Source organism: Cupriavidus sp. 01L43, assembly GCF_056399925.1.
The window spans coordinates 23,643-43,425 of the sequence record NZ_JBFTSH010000010.1 but is presented as its reverse complement, the minus strand read 5'-3'; the positions used below and the strand labels follow the sequence as shown (position 1 = coordinate 43,425).

The 19,783-nt window shown below is 69.0% G+C and carries 10 protein-coding genes; 2 read left to right on the top strand and 8 right to left on the bottom strand.

The features are described from left to right. Window positions 1–7 precede the first annotated feature (7 nt). The 6 genes from AC1DP9_RS17375 to AC1DP9_RS17350 form a co-directional block, all read right to left on the bottom strand. Window positions 8–511 (bottom strand): RcnB family protein, encoded by a 504-nt coding sequence (locus tag AC1DP9_RS17375; RefSeq protein ID WP_477108027.1) that lies wholly within the window; start codon window positions 509–511, stop codon window positions 8–10. A gap of 239 nt (window positions 512–750) precedes the next feature. Beyond that, the gene (locus AC1DP9_RS17370; RefSeq protein WP_477108026.1) at window positions 751–1,506 is read right to left on the bottom strand and encodes a sulfite exporter TauE/SafE family protein; all 756 of its coding nucleotides are present in this window, start codon (window positions 1,504–1,506) and stop codon (window positions 751–753) included. A gap of 90 nt (window positions 1,507–1,596) precedes the next feature. Continuing rightward, window positions 1,597–12,267 (bottom strand): LWXIA domain-containing protein, encoded by a 10,671-nt coding sequence (locus AC1DP9_RS17365; RefSeq protein WP_477108025.1) that lies wholly within the window; start codon window positions 12,265–12,267, stop codon window positions 1,597–1,599. 141 nt (window positions 12,268–12,408) lie between these two features. Next, a complete protein-coding gene (locus AC1DP9_RS17360; protein ID WP_092297559.1) occupies window positions 12,409–13,212 on the bottom strand; it encodes a putative hydro-lyase in 804 nt (267 codons plus the stop codon). A gap of 105 nt (window positions 13,213–13,317) precedes the next feature. Next, entirely contained in the window at window positions 13,318–14,283 is a 966-nt protein-coding gene (locus AC1DP9_RS17355) for a LysR family transcriptional regulator (RefSeq protein ID WP_092297556.1), read from the bottom strand. Beyond that, entirely contained in the window at window positions 14,280–14,846 is a 567-nt protein-coding gene (locus AC1DP9_RS17350; RefSeq protein ID WP_092297553.1) for an SRPBCC family protein, read from the bottom strand. The genes AC1DP9_RS17355 and AC1DP9_RS17350 overlap by 4 nt, the downstream gene beginning before the upstream one ends. A 382-nt stretch (window positions 14,847–15,228) precedes the next feature. Between AC1DP9_RS17350 and AC1DP9_RS17345 the strand changes: the two genes are divergently transcribed. Then, complete coding sequence (locus AC1DP9_RS17345; protein ID WP_255370903.1) at window positions 15,229–16,542, top strand: MFS transporter; 1,314 nt, start codon at window positions 15,229–15,231, stop codon at window positions 16,540–16,542. A gap of 338 nt (window positions 16,543–16,880) precedes the next feature. After that, window positions 16,881–17,888, top strand: a complete 1,008-nt coding sequence (locus AC1DP9_RS17340) for a helix-turn-helix transcriptional regulator (protein ID WP_092297550.1) — start codon at window positions 16,881–16,883, stop codon at window positions 17,886–17,888. Between the two features lie 33 nt (window positions 17,889–17,921). Here AC1DP9_RS17340 and AC1DP9_RS17335 read toward each other — a convergent pair whose 3' ends face one another. Continuing rightward, window positions 17,922–18,962 carry an EscU/YscU/HrcU family type III secretion system export apparatus switch protein gene (locus tag AC1DP9_RS17335; protein ID WP_092297547.1) on the bottom strand — a complete coding sequence of 347 codons (1,041 nt, stop codon included), beginning with the start codon at window positions 18,960–18,962 and terminating at the stop codon, window positions 17,922–17,924. Beyond that, window positions 18,959–19,783 (bottom strand): type III secretion system export apparatus subunit SctT, encoded by an 825-nt coding sequence (sctT, locus tag AC1DP9_RS17330; protein WP_441645658.1) that lies wholly within the window; start codon window positions 19,781–19,783, stop codon window positions 18,959–18,961. Before sctT ends, AC1DP9_RS17335 begins: the two co-directional genes overlap by 4 nt.

Sequence of the window (19,783 nt, the reverse complement as noted above, 5' to 3'; positions counted from 1 at the left end):
AGACCACTCAGCCTCCCGGCCCCACCGAGTAGATCGTCCCGTTGGACGACACCTGGTAGTAATCGGCACCCACGCCGACCCAGTGATAGCCCTTGCGCGGTGCGGGCAGGTTGTAATCCTTGTACTTGTCGATGACGTACTGGCGGTCGCGGAATTCCGCCGGCAGCTTGTCACCCTTGTTCCACTTCTGCGGCGCGTAGGGCGACTGGGCGCCCATCGGCTGCGAACCGGTGCGGCCCGAACTGCTCATGGAATCCGAGGACGTCCCGCCTTGGGACATGCCCTGGCTCTTCGGTGCGGGCGCAGTGCTGCGTGGCTTGCCCTGCGAGGCAGGTGGCATTGGTGTGGCCGATGGCGGCGTCGCGCCAGCCTGGCCCGGTGCGGGCATGGGTGTCGGGCCGGATGGCTGGGTCTGGCCGGGCATCTGGCCCTGGCCCTGTTGCGCCATCGCGAATGGTGCGGTCAGCATGCCTGCCGCCACCAGGGAGGTTATTAACAACTTCGTTTTCATCGTGATCTCCTCACAGATGGAACGTCAGGCCGCCCGGGCGCGGGCAGCCTCCAAGTCAGCTTAGTAGCAATTGCGGGGCCCGCATCGGCATATACCCGCCCAGCCATCGGCGTGAGGCGGTTTTCCCGAATGATTTCAATCACTTACCGGATGGAAGATGTGGCGTGCCGCGATATGCGTTTTCTGCACGGCAACCGGTAAAAACGGCGCGGGCGTGTAGCAACTGCCACCCCGGCCGGTCAGCGGGTGAGCAGTTGCGGCACCGAGGCCGCCAGCATGGCCAACCCCGAGCCCGTGAGCAGCGTCAGCACAATGCGACGGAACATGACGTCGCTGATCCCCAGATAGACTCGCGTGCCGAGCAGCGTGGGAATCAGCATGGCCGGGGCGACGATGGCGAACATCGGCAGCATGTCCCGGGTGACGATGCCGGTACCGATGTAGACGGCCATCGTCACCATCAAGGCGCCGAGGTTGAAGTTCTGGATCACCACGCGCTGGGTGTCCTTGTCGAAGCCGCGCAGCGTGCACCAGAGCGTGGGCGCGATACCCGTGAACCCGCCGATGCCACCCAGAATGCCGCCGATTCCACCGACCACGGCGTCCGCCAGCCGCCCGCCGCGACGGATGGGCGGCAGCTTGGCCGAGAACAGCATGATCGGGCACCAGATCACGAGGATGATGCCGAGGCAGAGCTTGAACAGGTGGATATCCAGCTTCGGCAGGATCGACACCCCGATCGGGATGCCGACCGCCCCGCCGATCAGGAACGGCAGCACGGTGGCCAGATGGAACTTGCGGCGGACCGTGAACGCGGCCAGCAGTTGCCCGGTGAGCGCGCCGAACACCGACATGGCCGACGCCATGCGCGGATCCACGCCCCATGCCCAGAACGACATGGCGACCATGCCGAACGCGAACCCGGACAGGCCCTGAACGAAGCCGGCAACGGCGGCGCCGAGGGCAATGAGGATGACGACCGGATCGACGGACATGAGGGGGCGGAAGGGGCGTAACGGGGCGAAGGGAAGCGGCATTGTAACGTCGTCGCCACCCGCCACATCCCTCACGCGCCCCTCCTCACCCTAACGGGTCACGTCGAACTCCCAGCCCGGCTCGATATGCCCGGGATTCTCCGCCAGCTTGTACTTCGGATTGAGGTTGATCAACTCGCGGAGCGCGAAGTCGGCCACCTGGGTGTCCGGCGGCAGGGCCTGCTCGCGCGCCTCGGCCTTCTGTTCGTCGGAGAGCAGCGTGTCCAGATGCGCGCGCGAGATGCCCCAGAGCGTCGAGACGGCCTCGTTGCCACGCCGGTACGGCTGCACGCGCACGGTGTCCGGCGATGTGGGCCGCGTCCTCGGCGGCGTCTCCGGCCGGGTGTCCGGCGGCGTCTCGGCGGGCGGCTTCGTGCCCGAGGGGGATGGCGACGGGGACGGCGAAGCGTCCGGGGTGGGGGTTGGCGTCGAAGTCGGCGCCACAGTCGGCGCCACAGTCGGCGCCACAGTCGGCGTCCCGCCCGGCTTCGGCGCCCCGTCCTTGTCATCGTCCTTGGTCAGCTCCACCGCAATCTTGGCGACGAAATTGACGATGACGCCCGCCCCCAGCAGCACCAGCCCGCGCGGCATGGCCCGGCCGAAGACATTCCACTTGCCCTCCGCCCAGCCCTGCGCCGGCAGCAGCCCGGTCTTGGGGTCCTGCTGCAGCGCCAGCCGGTTCTTCTCGCCCACCACCGCGTTCCGGTCCACGCGCGACTGCAGGTGCGCGCCCACGCCGAACACGGTAATGCCGGCCGCCTCGATCATGCCCACCACGCCCGGCGTGTTCATGGCATCCGCCACGGCCAGCGGAATCGTGCCGAGCGCGTACCCGTTCATCACGAACTTGCGCATCTGGGCAGACAGCAGCACCGTGGGTTTGCCGCCCAGGTGATGCCCCAGCCGCGTGCCGATGTTCAGCGTGCTCAGCACCGTGTTCGATGCCAGGAACGCCGCGTTGCTGTAGGTCAGCGGGTTGTCGGCCGGCAGATGGTGCTGCATGAACCAGATCGCCGTGTTGCTGTTGTTGACCGCCAGCGTGCCGATCTGCGCCGTGTCGTTGAGCCGGCCCGGCACGGTATCGGGGTTCAGCAGCTTGGTGCCGACGGTCTTGATGGTCGCCTGCGCGTCCTGAATCTGCGTGGCGCGGTCCGCGGCGTCTTTCTTCGCCCCGTGGGTGTGGGCCTCCAGAGTGTCCACGGCGGTCTTGAAGACGTCCTGGTCCTTGGCGTGGATGCCCCACGCATCGGCGGAGCGGCCGTGCAGCCGGCTGCGCAGATAGGCGATGTTGGCCGGCGTGGGGTCCGCCGCCCGCGCGTTGATCCGCAGGGTGTGCAGGGTCCGGCCCGCCGCCACGCTGCCGCGGTAGATAAAGCAGGTCGCGCTGCTGAGCACCGGGTTCACGTGCGCCGCGGACGTCGCCACGCCAGCCAGCGTGCCAAGCGCGAAGGTGCCCACCGTGGACACCGTCATCGTCTTGGCCATCTTCCACGGGCGCGGGCCATTCTCGCCGGCCGGCGGGGTGGCGGGACCATGGGTGATGGTGCGCCGCTGGGCCGCGCCGCCCTGCCCGGCAGCCTCGTTGGCGCGCGCCACCTCGCGCATGCGGGCCACGATGTCGGCATGGGCGCTGCCCTGCGTGTCATCCACCTTCAGCTCCACGCTGGTCAGGTCTGCCACCTTGACGGTGCCGTCCGGGTGGATGCTGAACTCCACGTCACCCAGATAGACGTGGCGGTCCGCCATGGTGTCCAGGATATGGTCGAGGTCGCGCAGGGACTTGCCGTTAAGCAGTTCAGTGCGCGGATCGGGCACCCCGTGCATGGCCTTGTTGCCGAACAGGTCCCGGGAGCTGGCCGCGTAGCGCTCGTAGACCACGGTGGGCCGGCCCGAGACCGTCATGTCGTCGGGGCCAAAGGTCTTCAGCGTGTTGAAGCCGAGCCCCGCCGCCGTGCGCAGCGCCTCGCGCTCGCCCTGCACCATGAAGCCGGTCATCTCGTCATTGGCGATGCCCACGGCCTTGTCGCGGCCCAGCGCGAACACGGTCTTGGCGCCGCCGCCCCCGAGCCGTGGCCCGAGATAGGTGGCCAGGTCCACCCGCTCGCGCCCGCCGCCCGGATGGCGCAGGTAGACCACCCCGCGCGCGTTCACATCGAAACGATGGTTGGCGTACGGGTCTGGCTGGGGCTGCACGCGCCGCCAGTTGCCGCCGGCCTGTGTCAGGTCGATGGCGGGCTTGCCGTCCGCGTCCGCATGGCGTTGCAGCGCGAACTCGGGGGCCAGCACCTCGGTCTGCATCACGTTCGCCACCTGCTCCGCGAAGACGCGGCCCTGCGGCAGGTGGGCGCCGTCGAGCGCGAGCACGATCGGCTGACCGGCCTGCCACTCGTCGGCCATGCGGAGCGCGAACTCGTGCGCGCCGATGGGCTGGCCATCCTCGCCACGCAGGCCGCCCTCGGGGTGGATCGCCCCGACCACCACCGTATGGTCCCCGGGCGCGTTCACGCGGTGCGGCTTGTCGCCAACCGCCACCTCGCTCCAGCGCGCCGGCGTCTGCCGCCAGCCTGCCGGCGTGGCCGCGTCGGGCACCGGCGCCGCCGCAGCCGCCGCCGTCCTCCCGCCGTGGGTGACGCCCACGATGGGCAGCCCCGGCCGGGCGCCGAAGAAGCGGCCACCGTTCACCACGTGGAGGTCCGCGCCGGACATCGCCATCGTCGCGCGGTCCGCCGCCACGCCCAGCCCGGCGCCGTGCGCGAGGTCGCTGCCCGGCGAGAAGAACGCGTCGATATTGAGCGCGCCGTCCGGGCCATAGACGTTGGCGCCCAGCCCATTGGCCACTTCCTGCGCCAGCGAGACCACGCCGTCCTGCGCGTGGCAGCCGTAGAGCAGCACGGGCATGCCTTCCTCGTAGTCGGGATGCGCGCGGATGCGGTCGATGATCGTGGCGGCGTCGGCCATCCGCGACGGCCCCGTGCCGCTCGCGTTCATCTCCACGCCGCCGAACACGCCTTCGGCCCGCACCGTGAAGTAGCCCGGCACACGCGGCACGGAAATGCCGACCGCCGCACCATCGAACGTGACCTGCCCCGCCTCCTGCGCCAGATCCAGATGGGCAGGCCCGCGCGGGAACTGCGCCAGCTGGCCCAGATGGTCCACGCGCCGCCCGCCCTCGCGGCGCACCAGCGGCGCCCCGGCGCGGAAATCCTCGGGCAAGGCGATACGGATCTCGCCCCCGTAGCCCCGATTCAGCGCGAGGCTGCCGGCGCGCGTGGTGCGGCCGGTCAGCGTCACCGGAATCGTGCCGATCAGGTTGCCGTCGTGGATCCGACCCTGGAAGCCGCGTTGCGCGACCACGGCCACCTGCACCGGCTGGCCGGCCTGCACGGCCTCGTCGGCGCTGGCCAGCGCCTGCTGGAGCGAGTCATGCGAGGACTCCGGCAGGCCGCTGCGCACGGTCACCTCGCCGCCAGCCGCCGGCAGCACCACGTAGTGCACGCCGGCCAGCCGCCCACCCGAAGCGTGCACGCCGTCGATCGTCGCCGCCATGGCGCCGGCGTCGACGGTCTCGTCGCGCAAGGACCAGCTGCCGTCGCGCACCGGCGCGGCGTCCGTGCGGCGCGTGGACACGGCGCGCGGACGCGGGCCGGCTTGTCCTTGAGGATGGCCCCCCGCCGGCGTGCGCCCGCCATGGTGGATCACCGCGTTGGCCGCCTCCGCCACCGGCGTGCGCGCCACGCCCGGGCCGCCGAACCAGGCATTCGGCGCGGCACCGGGGCCGGCAGGCAGTTCGCCCGTGGCCGCGTGGCGGTAAAGCTGGACGATGGCGGCATGCACGTCGGTCGAGAAGCCATCCACCGTCGGCACCTGCTCGCGCGAGACGCCATCGACGGCGCCCGCATCGGCAGCCGCCTGCAGCACGCGCCGCAGTTCATCCGGCGTCTGGAACCGCTCGATCATGTTGCCGCGCTTGAGCAGCAACGCCGACAGCGCATACGCGCCCCAGTTGGACACGCTGGCCGTCACCACATGGTCCGCCGTGATCTCGGCCGCGATCTGCTTGCCGTTCCAGCCCTTCGGGATCAGGCCCTTGAGCCCGCCCATGCCCACCTCGTTGCCGCCGTCGCCAATGCCCAGCGTCTCCACGCCCTCGCGCGCGTTGGCCTGGATCAGGATCTCGTCGATGGCCGGGTTGAAATCGTCGATTTCGAGCCCGCGCATGTTGTTCTTGGTGCCGTCCGCCGCGCGCGACGGCAGTTCGATCGCCATCACGCGGTCCGGGCCCACGGCTTCCAGCAGCGCCCGGGCCGGGGCCTTGGCGTCGCCCACGGGTACGTCGAAAACCTTGATGTTGTCGGTCGGCTCGCCCATCTCGCGCAGGATGGCTTCGAGGATCGGCTTGTTGGCCGAATCCACCACGTACGTCACCTGCTTGCCGCGCAGGCGCAGCGCCCGGCCCAGTTCGGCCGTGCCCGGCGGCCCGTCGGTCTCGGGCATGCCCTTGGCGACCGAGAACCCGGTCAGCAGCATGATGTTTTCGCCACTTTCCAGCGCCGCCGCCGCGCGCTGGGCCCCGTCCGGCATATAGAACTCGCGCAGGCCCCGCCCGATATAGCTGAAGCTGACCCGGTCCACCGGGTTCAGGTGGCGGCCGGCATCCACCAGCGCGCGCACGCCGGACACATCGGCGGCTTCCCCGAACGGCGACTTGAACACGCGGATGTCGTTGCGGCCACCCATGGCGTGTGCCAGCCGGGATACCGCCGAGGGCTGGCCGGAGGTGACCACCATCGTCGGCAGCGTCTTGCTGTCGGGCACCTGCATCGGGTCCAGCGGCGTGTCCAGCAGGTCCGTGGCGTGCAGCAGGCCCTTGTCGATCAGCACGTCCACGGCCTTGCGCGCCTGGAACTGCATCGGGTCGATCAGCTTCACGTGGGACATGCCGATGGCGTCGAGCTGCTGGCGCACCAGCGACTCCAGCGCCGGGTAGTGCGTGCAGCAGAACCAGACCGAGGTGGTATCGGCCGGAATGCGGTCCAGGTTGATGTAGTCGGCAATCCACTGCTTGAGCTGGGCGAGCTGCGCGCCATCGTCCAGGTGCATCAGGTTGTTGACCGCGCCGGCCCATTCCGTGGCAGGGATTTCCTCCACGGTGCGCCGGCCGCCGCTGGCCTCGCGCACGCCGTTCAGGTAGGCGTGGCCGCCCACCGTGCCGGGCGTGGCCACCACCACGGGCCGCTCGCCGCCCATCTCCACGATCTGCGGCACGGTCTGCTGGATCAGGTTCACCATCTCGAAGCCGTGCATGCGCGCCAGCACCGTGGCCAGCGCCAGGCAGGCGGTGTTGCAGGCGGCCAGGTTGACGTCGCCCATCAGCTTCTGCACGGCCTGCAGGCCGGCGTGGACCTTCTCGGCCAGATCCTCGGGCGTGCGGCCGCCGTAGGTGCCGGCCGCGTGGTCGGTCACCGCCTCCACCTGCACCGCCTTGCCGGTCAGCGCGTAGATGTGGCGGGCGAGGTTCTGCGCGGCCAGCAGGCCGCCGTTGCTCGAATCGAACGCGGTGACGACGATGACGTCGTCCTCCACGCGGATGCCGGCGGCCTCGGCATCGACATCCTTCGGCAGGAAGCGGCGCTGGATGCCATCGAACAGCTTCACGAAGTCGAGCCCCTCCGGCAGGCTCTCCGCCGCCTTGCCGAGCAGCTCGTAGACGCCAAGCTGCACGGACTTGTCCATACCGCGCACGCTGGTGGCGCCCACCTCGTAGGTCACGCCGTCGCGCGCGTTGAAGCTCGCCATGGTCTCCAGCATGTCGCCGATCTGCTGGATGTCCGGCATCTTGCCTTCGCCGTTGTGGTACCGCTGGAGCGCGAAACCGATGGCCTGCGCGGCCAGGTTCGAGTTCATGCCGGTGACCACGTGGTCCGCGCTCACGTCGGACCAGAGTTCGGCGTGGACGTCCTCGGGCGCCATGGCCCGGGTGATGCGCTCGCGCAGGGGGCGCATGCCAGCCTCGTTGCCGTGGTCGCCCACGGCCACCGTCAGCACGCCCTTCATGTMCCGGGCATCCACCAGAAGCTGGTCCACGCGGGGCCCGCCGGCCACGGCCTCCCCGGTCTGGAGGCGGTATTCGTTGTTCAGGTTGCGGCCGGCTACCTCCACGGCGATGACGGCCTCGGGCTGGTGCATCGCCAGCAGCGCCTTGGATTGCAGCGTGGCGGCCAGATGGTCCTTGGCGCGGAAGGTTTCCACGCGCGCGTTGGGTTGGTCGAGGTCATTGCGCAGCATCTTGCGCAGCGCGCGGCTATGTGCTCGATCCGCTACATAAACCACTTCCTTGCCGAGCGAGGTCAGGTACGCGCCCAGCGAGGCCGCACCGATCACGCCATTGGTCTCGGCATGGCCATGCGCGGTCAGCGGCGCGGTGACGATCATCACGCGGTCGAGGTCCGCCAGTGCCCGCGCGGCCAGCTCGGCGCCGTACGGCACGCCGATCTGCTCCATGCGGCCGTCGATCCAGAGCACGTTGTCGAGCGGGGAGATGGCGTTCTGGCGCAGCGCGTGCGCCGGGGCATCGGCCTCATCCGCAGTACGCGCCGCGCGCGCCGCCTCCTCGGCCGGGCCATGCCGGATGGTGCGTCGCTGGGCGGGGGCGGCCCCTTCCGCATCGCCCCGGCCCCGCCGCAGGGCCGGGCCGTGGAAGATGCGCCGGCGCTCGGACGCGGCGCTTTCGGATCGACGGTCTGCGGCATCGGCGCTTTCGCGCCGGCGGCTGGTCGCCTCGGACAGATAGCGCTCCTGGGCCCGCGCCAGCGCGCGATCCATCATATTGGTGATGACGCGGTCCTGCACCAGCGTGCCGCGCGCGCGGAATGCCTGCCAGCGCGAGGCGACCTGCTGGGCGTCCGGCGACGTCGTCGCCCGGGTGGTGGCGCCTTCCGGCGTGTTGGTCGACCGTCCAGTGGATGGTGCAGCGGGGCTGGTCGGCTCTCCCGGCGTGCGCGCGCGGTTCGACGTCGAGGGACGTCCGGCCTCACCATCGCGCGCGCCGGGGCGCTGGCCCGGCGCCGGCACATCGTCGTGCAGGCGCGGACGGCCGCCGCCCGGGTTGGCCGCATCGCGCGACGTACGCGGCGCGGTAGTCACGTCAGGATCGCCGTCCCGCAGCACGTTCGCGGCCTCGCCATTGGCGGCGCGGTTCGCGGGGCTGTTGGCGGCATCGTCCAGCGGCGTACGGCCGCGCGTGCGCTGGTAGGTATCGCGCACGGACTCGCCCACCCGCTTCTGGATGGCCGCCGGCATCATCTGCGTGGCGCCCATCAGCAGCATGGCGCTGTTCTGCACCACCTCGCTGACGCTCATGTCCTTGCCGTGCTGGGCGAACGCCGTGGCCTGCTGGGCGGTCTGCACACCGCCGATGCCGAACGCGGTGCCGTTGAGCACGCGGCTGGTCGTGCCGAAGCGCGAGGCCGACTGCATCAGCGTTTGGCCCGCCATCTCCCGCACCGTGCCGCCGCCAGCCGCCACCCGCACGCCGGCATTGGCCGCCAGCGAGCCGAACTTGGCAAAGCCCATGCCGCCGATGCCGGCCACCGAGCCGCCCACGTTCAGCCATTGGGACATCGCCTCCTGGCTCTTGAACGGATTGATCGAGCGGCCATGATCGGCGATGTTGTCCAGCTCGTGCCACGAGGTGCCGATGCCGTAGCCCATGCTGCCGATCATGCCGCCCCAGGCCACCGCCACCAGCGGCGTCAGCGTGCCGCCCGACGCCACCATGACCACCCCGCCCGCCACGGCGCCGACCGCCGCCACGCCGAGGTTGACCCAGCCCATGACCTTTTCCGTGCCGGTCACGATATGGGCGTCCATCGCCTCGTAGCTGACGTGGCCATCGCGGCCGAGATCGAGGTTACGGTCGGCGATGTAGACGGTGCCCTTGTCGGCCAGGAGGTTGTTCTCCTGGAAATCGCGCTTCGGGTCGGCGCCCTCCTTGCCGTAGACGGAGCCGCTGTCGTCCACCCACATGGTGTTGCCGTCGCGACCCTTGAACTCGAACACCGCGGTCTGGTACGCCGCACTGCCCGGCTGGGTCACGAAGATCGGGATGGCCGAGGCCGTCGCGTCATTGCCGGCATTGGCGCGGATCTCCGCCTTGACGTCCTTGATGGTCTGGGGCGTGGCGCTGGGCATGGCCAGCTGGATCGCCTTGTCGAGCGCGGCGTCGTCGCCGACCTTGGCCTTCAGGTCCTGCTTCTGCAGGCCCATGCTGTCGAACGACTGGCGCAGGATCTCGTCCTTGTCGAGATCGAACATCTTGTTCTGCTCTTTGGCCTCGGCGCTCTCGCCGTACTTCTCGTTGCCGCGCGCGGTGGCCTTCTGGACGTAGTAGTCCGACATCGGCGGCGCGTCCTTGCTGGACTTCAGTGCCTGCTCGAAGGCGATGGAGAGCCCGGTGTAGCCCTGCGCGGCGGCGTCCTGGGCGCCGCCGTAGATGCGGCCCTGGCGGGAGCTGCCGGACTGGTTGCTCATCATCAGCAGGCTGACGTCGTTGTCGCGGTCGGTCAGCCAGGCGGCCGTGCGCTGGGCGGCGGGGCCGGAGCCCGGTTTGGCGCCTTCGGTGGTGGCGTAGTAGTTGGCGTCGGCCTTGTCCACCACGGCGGCCAGCCCGTGGTAGAAGTCGTCCCAGTCGTTGTAGCCGGCGCCGGTGCTGTCGTTGCGGGCGGTCCAGTCGTTCTTGTACTCCGAGCGGACGGTCTCCAGCAACGTGTCGGCATCCTCGGGAATCAGGTTCGGCGCGGTGTCCTGCAGGTACTGGCCCACCTTGTCGGCGTACATGTCCTGCTGGCCCTGGATCGGGCGACCCTCGTCGTCGTGCGTCTTGTTCTTGAGGTTCTTGTCCATCGCCGCGTTGATCTGCGTCTTGAACAGGTCGCTGTCGAAGCGGTCGTTGTGCACGGCCACGTACTGGGCGCGCTCGTCGGGCGACTGGGCGGCGTCCACGCCGGCCTTGCGGGTGGCCAGCGCGCCGTTGACGTCGCCGGCATCGAGCTGCCTGGCGATGCTGGTGGTCATGGTGTCCACGCGCTGCTCGGTCGATGCCTGGAGCAGCACGCGCATATGGTCCAGCGCCGGCGTGGTCGCGGTCGCCTTCTCTTCCGGCGTCTTCGCGCGGGCCTTGGCCGCGTCGGTCAGCTGCTGCGCCGTGTAGAACAGGAGCTGGCCGCCGTACTGCTGCACGCCCTGGTTGTACTGCGCGGTTTTCGGGTCGCCGGCCGGGGCGTTGGGGTCGGGGCGGAGGCTGTCCGCATCGAGCGACTTGTAGAGGACGTAGCCGGCCGGGTTGTCCTTCATCATCGCCCGTTCGTCGGCGGGCAGGTCGCGCGTGAGGACCGAGTTGGGATCGTTCTTCGCATAGGGATCGAGCGTCAGGCCCTCCATGTGGGCCAGCGCCAGCGTGGTCGGGTCGGTCTTGGCCAGCCCGCGCTCGAAGTCGTTGGTGGGCACGAGGTTGGCCATCTCGCCCTTGAGCTGCCCCTTGGTATTGGCGAGGTCGATGACCTTGCCGAGGTCCGGGCTGGCGCCGTAGCGCTCCTTGACCTCGGCCACGGCCTGCTCGCGGAAGCGCTCGGGCACCTTGACGCCCTGCCCCTTGTCCAGTGCCGCGCGCTGCGCCTTGGCGTCGTTGACGGCAGTCGTATAGATCGACATGCCTTCCTGCCGCTCGTAGCGGTTCGGCGTCTTGTCGTTCTGGACCGTCTTCAGGCCCTCATCGGAATCACGCTGGTAGCGATTGACCGCCGAGGTGTCGATTTCCTTCTGCAGGGCGGCGGTGAAGTCGTCGCTGGCCTTCTGGAGGTCCTGCTGCGCGGCGGTGTCGTTGGCGCGAGCGGTTTGCAGGTCATCGTCCAGGCCCGCCTCGGCCCGGCGAACGCCGCCGGGGATCTTGTTGTAGGCGGCCGTCTCCTGCTGCAGCGTCTTGCCGGTGGCTTCGGCCTTGTCCTGCGCCAGCACCAGCTTGAAGCGGGCCGCGCCGGTGTCGCGCGCGGCCTGGTTGGGCTCGGTCTTCAGGTAGTCCTTCCTGGCGTCCTCAAGGTTGGCCTTGAGCGCCGGGTCGTCGTAGCGCTTGGTGATTTCCTTGAGCTTGGCGTCGACGGCGGCCGTCTCGTCCCGTCCGGTCTGGGCCGCGTGATTGGCCGCCACGCGCAGTTCGTTCTGCACGCCGCCGAGCACGGTGCCGTACTTCTCGCCCAGCGGCTTCCACTTGGCGTCGGTCATCGGCCCGCCATTGAGCTTGTCGACGGTATCGTCGTAGGCGCTCTTGGCGTCTTTCTCCCAGCGGTCGGTGTGTGCCTTGGCGTCGTCCTCTTCCTGCTTGCGCTTGGTCTCGGCGGGGTCGGGCGGCGGCGCGGCAGGCTTATCCGTCTTCGGGGCACTGGCCAGCGTCAACGTGAGCGGCTCGTTGCCGGTGTAGACCGCATTGGTGACCTGCGGCGTCTGCTGGGGCTTCTCGGTCTGCTCGGTCTTGGCCGGCTGCTTGGGCGTCTCCGGTTGCTGCGGCTGCTGGGCGCGGGCGGCGGCTTCCTGCTGGGCGCGGCGCTGGGCCTGCTCCTGGGCCTCCCGCGCGGCGCGCTCTGCGGCTTCGCGCGCGCGCTCGGCGGCCTCGGCGGCGGCACGGGCGGCGGCCGCTGCCGCGGCCCGGATCGCATCCATGAAATCCAGCATGTCGCTTGTCTCCACGTGGATGCCGGCAAGCCACGCGGGGCGCGGCGGCCGGCAGGTCAGACGGTGCCGCAGATTTTGCGCGCGCGGGCACGCGCGCGACACTATGAGAACTCGTAGGGCTGACTGGTGCTACAGCCGGCGCTACAGCCGGTTGTTGTCGAGGTCGGTCACCAACATGCAGCCCGGCGCGTGCGTGATGCAGATTTCCGGGCGCGCCTCGCGGATCACGGCCTGCGGGGTGACGCCGCAGGCCCAGAACACCGGGATCTCGTGGGCGTCCAGGGGCACGGCATCGCCATAGTCGGGGGATTCGATGTCCTCGATGCCGATCAGCGACGGGTCGCCGATATGCACCGGCGCCCCGTGCACGTCCGGGTAGCGCGCGGTGATCTCGGTGGCCAGGATCGCGTCGGCGGCGGAGAGCGGGCGCATGGACACCACCAGCTTGCCGGAGAGCCGCCCGGCCGGCCGGGTCTCGATATCGGTGCGGAACATCGCCACGTTGCGGCCCAGGTTGATGTGCTTGAGCGGCACGTTGGCGGCCAGCAGCGCGTGCTCGAACGAGAACGAGCAGCCGATGGCGAAGGCCACGAAGTCGTCACGCCACAGCTCCGCCACGCTGGCGGTCTCGTGGTACTCGGTGCCGTGGCGATAGACGCGGTACATCGGCACATCGGTGCGGATATCGACATCCACGCCCAGGTTGCGGAAGACCGGATCGCCCGGATCGGTCACGTCGATCACCGGGCAGGACTTGCGGTTCAGCGCGCAGAACTGGAGGAAGTCATAGGCCCAGTCGCGCGTCAGGATCACGATATTGGCCTGCACGTAGCCCCGCGCCAGGCCGCTGGTGTGGCCACGGTAGCGGCCCTCGCGAATGATGCGGCGCAATGCGGCGGGGTCGTCGGGCAGGATCGAGGCGGCGTGCTGGAGAGGCTGGTTCATGGCTGCGGCGTGGGAATCGGGTGAAGTCGAAACCGATTCTGGTGGCCGGTGCCGCATCGCGTCCAACAAATCTTTCGGGTGGCGCGCGATAAAGAAATCCGATGACTACGAGCCTGCGTGGGAGGTTTCGGGCATGGCGGTGGCCAGCACCGGGGAGGCCGCCGTGGCCATGTCATCGCCCACTTCGAGGCAGAAATCGGCCACCACCTGCGTGGCGATCTCGACGATGGACTCGTTGACTTCCAGCCCGGCGCCGATGCGCCACGAGGCCACGATGTCCAGCGCCGGCGGGTGGTTGTCCACCTGCACCACGGCCAGCGTGCCGTCGGCCAGTTCCTGCCGGACCAGTGCCGGCGGCACCGCGCCGATGCCGAAGCCATCGCCAATCAGCCGCGTCATGGCCGCCACCGAGTTGACGCAGTTGATGCGAGGCGAGGTCACGCCGTTCAGGTGGAACAGGCTCAGGATGTCCTGGTGCGGCCGGGAATTCTTGACGAAGGTGATCACGCGCTCGGCGCCCAGCGCCTCCAGCGACGGGTACGGGCGGTCATAGGCGCTGCCCTTCGCCACGATCCAGCGGATGGGGTAGCGTGCCAGCTCGATGTTGCGGACGGTCTCCAGCCGCAGCAGGTCGGTCTGGAAGATCACGTCGAGGTAGCCCTTCTGCAGCTGGTCGCAGAGGTTGAGCGCGGCATCGGCAGTCAGCTCGATCTCAAGCTGCGGATAGGCCTGCATCGCGCGCTTGACCACGGTGGAGAGCCAGGTATGGATGACCGAGTCCATCGCGCCGATGCGCACCCGCCCCGCGATGGTGCGCGAGCGGTCCAGCGATTGCCGCAGATGGTGCATCGTGTTCACCATCTTCTCCGCGTACTCGAGCACGCGCTGGCCCTCGGGCGTCAGCGTCACGCCGCGCGAATCGCGCAGGAACAGCTTCACGCCGAGGTCTTCCTCCAGCACGGCAATGCGGCTGGAGATGGACGCCTGCGTGCTGAACAGCTTTTCGGCGGTCAGCCGGAAGCTGCGCAGACGCGCGACCCAGACGAAGGTTTCGAGGAAACGCAGGTTCATGGGGTGGGGGCTTGCGGGAGAGGGGCGACAACCGTCGCGGATTTTGCGTCGGCGGCAGCTTCCAGCGCCACCTCCTCCGCCCTCGCCTTCAAATTCCCCAGCGCGGCCTGCATCGCATCCCCCAGCGCGTGCGGATACTCGGAGCCCGCGCCATCGGGCAGCGCGAAGGGGTCGAGCCACACCTGCCACGTCAGGATCGTGGTGCCGGCATCGAGCCCCGGCTTGGCCTGCAGGCGCCCGCGCGTATGGCCGGAGAGCTTGCGGTAGCTATAGGCGTAGGGCCCCTTGTCGGTCAGGATGTCCACGGCCGGCAGCCCGCCCGCCTTGTAGACCATGCGCCGGACCGTGCCGGGCGCGCCACTGCCGAGCACTACGTCGCAACGTTTGAATTCGCCGTCCCATTTCGCCAGTGCGCAGTAGCCGCCGGCCTGCTGCCACACCAGGTCGGCGTCGGCGTTGATCGCCACCGAGCGCTCCACGGGCACCAGTTGGGCGTGCGCGGCACCGGCAGCGCCAAGCAGCAGGACCACGAGCAGGGGTCGAAGCGAGAGGTTGGGGAGCATGGGAATGGGCGTGCAATGAGATTGCCGCAAGCCTACCGGCGACGTGCGCGCGCGACCACTACCGAGCACTCGTAGGAAACCCTCGCCTACGGATCTCCGTAGGAAGTGACGGGGCTGGCGCGCCGTATGCTTACGCCTTCCCCTGCGAAAGGGGGGCATCGGCACGATCAGGGAAAACCCCGAACCGCTGCGCGGGCGCTCTCCCGCAATCCCCCGAATTAGCTGCCTTTCAGCACAGGATTCAATTTTTCTTATCGGCCCTCGCCCGAAAAACTAGTTGGACGCGAGGGAGGCGCGGTTTCAAGAATGCAGGACAAGAACAAGAAGAACCATCGGCAAAGCCCTGGCAAGAGACCACGACAAGACCACGAAGAGGAAAGGCATGGAATCGCAGATCGGCCGTATCGACACCCCCGCGCAAGCTGACACCACCCCGCACGCCGAGCCATCGCGCGGCTTCTTTTCCTGGTATCGCGACATCACCCCCAACGAGCGCCGCACGTTCTGGAGCTGCAAGGTCGGCTACGCGCTGGACGCCATGGACACGCAGTTCCTGAGCTTTGTGATTCCCACGCTGATCGCCACCTGGGGCATCTCCCGTGCGGACGCCGGCTTCATCGGCACCGCCACGCTGCTGACCTCCGCCGCCGGCGGCTGGGTGGCCGGCATCCTGTCGGACCGCATCGGCCGGGTGCGCACGCTGCAGCTGACCATCCTCTGGTTCGCCTTCTTCACCTTCCTGTGCGGACTGGCGCAGAACTATGAACAACTGCTGATTGCCCGCGCGCTGATGGGCTTCGGCTTCGGCGGCGAATGGACCGCCGGCGCCGTGCTGATCGGCGAGGCGATCCGCGCGCAGGACCGCGGCAAGGCCGTGGGCATGGTGCAGGCGGGCTGGGCCATCGGCTGGGGGCTTGCCGCCCTGCTCTACGCGCTGGTGTTCTCGCTACTGCCGGCCGAGACGGCATGGCGCGCGCTGTTCCTGATCGGCCTGTTGCCGGCCGTATTCGTGATCGTGCTGCGCCGCATGGTCAAGGAGCCGGAGGTCTATACCGAACACAAGGCCCGGGAGGCCCGGCAGGACCAGGACCGCGCCTCTTTTACCGCGATCTTCTCGCCGAAGCTGCTGTCCATCACGCTGCGCGCCGCGCTGCTGACCACCGGCGCCCAGGGCGGCTACTACGCCATCACCACCTGGCTGCCGACCTTCCTGAAGACCGAGCGCGGCCTGACCGTGCTCGGCACGGGCGGCTACCTGGCGATGGTGATTGTCGGCTCCTATATCGGCTACGTGACCAGTGCCTACCTGACCGACCGCATCGGCCGCAAGCGCAACTTCATCCTGTTCGCGATCGGTTCGATGACCATCGCGCTGGCCTACACGCACATCCCGGTCAACGACACCGTCATGCTGCTGCTGGGCTTCCCGCTCGGCTTCTTCGCCTCGGGCATCTTCGCCGGCATGGGCGCGTTCCTGACCGAGCTGTTCCCCACGCGGGTGCGCGGCTCCGGCCAGGGCTTCTGCTACAACGTGGGCCGGGCCATCGGCGCGTTCTTCCCGTTCCTGATCGGGCAGGTGAGCCAGCAGATGACGCTGGGCCACGCCATCGGCATCTTTGCCGCGGCGGCCTACGGCGTGCTGATCCTGGCCGCGCTGACGCTGCCCGAGACGCGCGGCAAGCAGCTGGAGGACTGACATGCAAGACGCGGTGCACAAAACCATGGACCGGACAGGGAAAGTGGCGACGACACCACGGCGCTTGCGGCATCGGTGCCGACTGGCGTACGCTTGCACCCACGCCGCGCCCGCCGCCCAGAATCATAAGATCGACCGGCCGCGTGGCGTTCACCATCAGGTCCATACGGGCCGCGCCTTCATGGCCCGCACCCAGCCAGCACAACACTAGAACACCAGAACATCGACAGCCCGGGCCCATGAGCCCGCGCAGCAAGGTGCAGCAACGGTTTCCGACGGGATCCGGGTCAGCAGTATGTGGAGCCAGACGGCTCGGCAGGCATACGCACGGAGGCCTTATGACCAGAGCAGTAGAAGTTGTATCCGGCATGGACGCGGGGGCGTCCGCACTGGATACCGCAAGCACGCTGCGCGCCCGCCGCGCGGCGCCCGCCATGGCGAGCCCGACCAGCCCCACCATGGCGCACCACGGCATCCGCTTCTATGGCGAACGCCAGATCGTGCCGGTACGCGCGCGGCCCCGCCAGGGCGGCTCGCCGGGGCTGGTCTCGGCGCTGGCCGGCGAAGGCACGCACGAGGGCCGCAGCACGGTCATGCAGGCCGCGATCCACGCGATCGGCTTCGACTACCTCGGCTACGGCACCGCCGCCAACGTGGGCGGGCACATCCAGCCGCGCACGTTCTTCGACACCTATACGGCCCCCGGCTGGCGCGACCGGTACTTCCGCGAGCGCTATTTCGAGATCGACCCGCGCAATCCGCAGCCCGGCATGTTCGGCCTGCCGATGGTGTGGGACGCCGACGACCTCGAACACACCCCGCCCGGCGGCATTCCGCCGCTGCGCCTGCGCCGTTTCCTCGACGACCTGCGCGACGCCGGCATCCGCAGCGGGGTCTTCCTGAACCTGCCGATGCCGGGCACCAGCGACATCGTCATCATCAGCTTCATGTCGGGCATCGAGAGCCGCCGCTGGATTGGCGACACGGTGCTGGGGCAGGCGCTGACGGTGGGGCTGGGCCTGCACGAGTTCCTGACCTGCCATGCCGAGATCCCCACGGCGGGCCGACCCAAGGAGGGCTTGTCGGACGTGCAGCGCGACATCCTCGCCTGCCTGGCGCAAGGCCTCTCCGACAAGGAGATCGCGCGCCGCATGGACATGTCGATCTTCAACGTGGACTACCACATGCGCCGCCTGCGCAGCCACTTCGGCGTGCGCAACCGCGTGCAGCTCGCGGCTGCCGCCACGCTGCTGCGCCCCGCTGCGCCGCTGCCGGGCCACCCGGTTGCTGGTGACACGGCGCCGGCCATCATCACCGATCATCGCGCCGCCGCGCTGGCAGGCTGAGGGCGCCGGGGGACCTGCGCCTCCCGAGCCCCCCTACTCCTCGCCCGTGGCCCAGCGCATGAGGTCTGCCACGCGCGTATAAAGCGCGCGATCGATCGGGCGGTCCAGCGGCACGCTCATGTAGAGCCGCTGGGCGAGATCGGAATCGAACGCCGAGGGAATCAGGTAATCGGCCGCCGCCTGCCGGATGCGCGCGGCCACGTGGCCACCGCCCTTGGCCAGCACGCGCGGCAGCGTGCCCGGGCCGTCGTAGCGCAGCGCCACCGCGTATTGCGTGGAATACACCACCGCAGTGGACACGCGCACGCGCTCGCCCACGCCGAAGAACGCCGCCTCGAAGAAGGCCGCGCGGCGCCGCCCGGCCATGATCGGGTCGCCCTGCGTGTCCTTGTGCTCGCGCCGGTACTCCTCCACGCTCATGCGCTGCTGCTTCATGAACTGGTAGCGCTCGTGCACGTAGTCCACCACGGCCATGATCAGGTAGATCAGCGCGGCCCAGCAGCACATGCGCAGCAGGATGTAGGCCACCAGCACCAGGATTTCGGCCGGTCGGGCGTGGCCCGAGCGCACGCCGTCCTCGATGGCGCCGAGCGCGAGGATATAGACCAGCCCGCCCAGCAAGGCGATCTTCAGCACGATCTTGGCGAGGTTGACCAGGTTCTTCACGGCGAACATCCGTTTCAAACCTTCGGCGGGATTCAGCCGCGCCATGTTCGGCTTGATCTGCTCGAATGCCACCAGCGGCCCCACCTGGACGAAGGCGCCGAGGATGCCGCACACCAGCGCCACGGCCGCCACCGGCAGCACGCCCATCAGCAGGAAGCGCGCGCTGGCCTCACCGAGCACCAGCATTTGCTGATCCTGCAGATGCTGCGGCACGGCGCCCATCGCGCTATGCCAGAGCGCCTGAAACAGCCGTACGAAGTAACGGCCGAGCACCCACAGCAGGGCCAGCACGCCGAGGAACACCACGGAGGACGTCACGTCCGTGCTGCGCGGCACCTCGCCGCGCTTGCGCGCCTCGTCCAGCTTGCGGCGGGTCGCTTCGAGGTTCTTCTCGCCGTCCTGGCTCATGGGCCGCCTCCCCCTCCTGCGCTCATACCCTTGCGCAGCAGGTCGATCAGGGTATTGTCGGGCCGCAGGAAGCCCTGCAGCGTGTCCACCATCACCGCCAGCATCAACACCAGCATCAGGAACGCCACGGTGATCTTCACCGGCTGGGCGAACTGAAACACGTCGAACTGCGGCACGAAGCGCGCGATCAGCGCGAAGCCCAGCTCCACGATCACGAGCAACAGCAGGATCGGCGCGGCCAGCTTCACCACCCACGAGAACAGCGTGCCGGCATAGGCGCCGGCGAACCCGATTGACGACAGCGACAGCTCAGGGCCGAACGACATCACCGGCCAGAACGCGAACGACTCGATGATCACGCCCGTCATCGCGAAAAACCCGCCGAACGAGGCAAACAGCGCGATGCCGAGGTGGGACAGCAGGTTCTCCATCGGCCCGTCTTCCTGCTGGGTCACCGGGTCGAAGAAGGTGGCGTTGCCGGAGCCAGTCTGGAAGTCGATCAGCTCGCCCACCATCTGCAGCGCCACGAAGAACAGGCCGAAAGCCATGCCCAGCAGCAGGCCGATGAACGCCTCCTTGAAGATCAGCACCAGCCACAGGCCGTTGGCGATATGGTCCAGGTCCACCCGCGCGCCGGGCGAGACGAACAGCGCGATGGCCAGCACGATGCCGTTGCGCGCCACGCCGGGCACGGCCTGATGCGACAGGAACGGCAGCACGGTAAACGCCGTGAGCAGGCGCGGCATGACCAGCACGATGGGCATGACCACCTCGCGCCCCCAATGGAACAGCCATGCCGGATCGATGGTGGAGCCCTGCAT

Coding starts and splice junctions, on each gene's coding strand:
- AC1DP9_RS17375 (WP_477108027.1), bottom strand. CDS start 511: ATGAAAACGAAGTTGTTAATAACCTCCCTGGTGGCGGCAGGCATGCTG.
- AC1DP9_RS17370 (WP_477108026.1), bottom strand. CDS start 1,506: ATGTCCGTCGATCCGGTCGTCATCCTCATTGCCCTCGGCGCCGCCGTT.
- AC1DP9_RS17360 (WP_092297559.1), bottom strand. CDS start 13,212: ATGAACCAGCCTCTCCAGCACGCCGCCTCGATCCTGCCCGACGACCCC.
- AC1DP9_RS17355 (WP_092297556.1), bottom strand. CDS start 14,283: ATGAACCTGCGTTTCCTCGAAACCTTCGTCTGGGTCGCGCGTCTGCGC.
- AC1DP9_RS17350 (WP_092297553.1), bottom strand. CDS start 14,846: ATGCTCCCCAACCTCTCGCTTCGACCCCTGCTCGTGGTCCTGCTGCTT.
- AC1DP9_RS17345 (WP_255370903.1), top strand. CDS start 15,229: ATGGAATCGCAGATCGGCCGTATCGACACCCCCGCGCAAGCTGACACC.
- AC1DP9_RS17340 (WP_092297550.1), top strand. CDS start 16,881: ATGACCAGAGCAGTAGAAGTTGTATCCGGCATGGACGCGGGGGCGTCC.
- AC1DP9_RS17335 (WP_092297547.1), bottom strand. CDS start 18,962: ATGAGCCAGGACGGCGAGAAGAACCTCGAAGCGACCCGCCGCAAGCTG.
- sctT (WP_441645658.1), bottom strand. CDS start 19,783: ATGCAGGGCTCCACCATCGATCCGGCATGGCTGTTCCATTGGGGGCGC.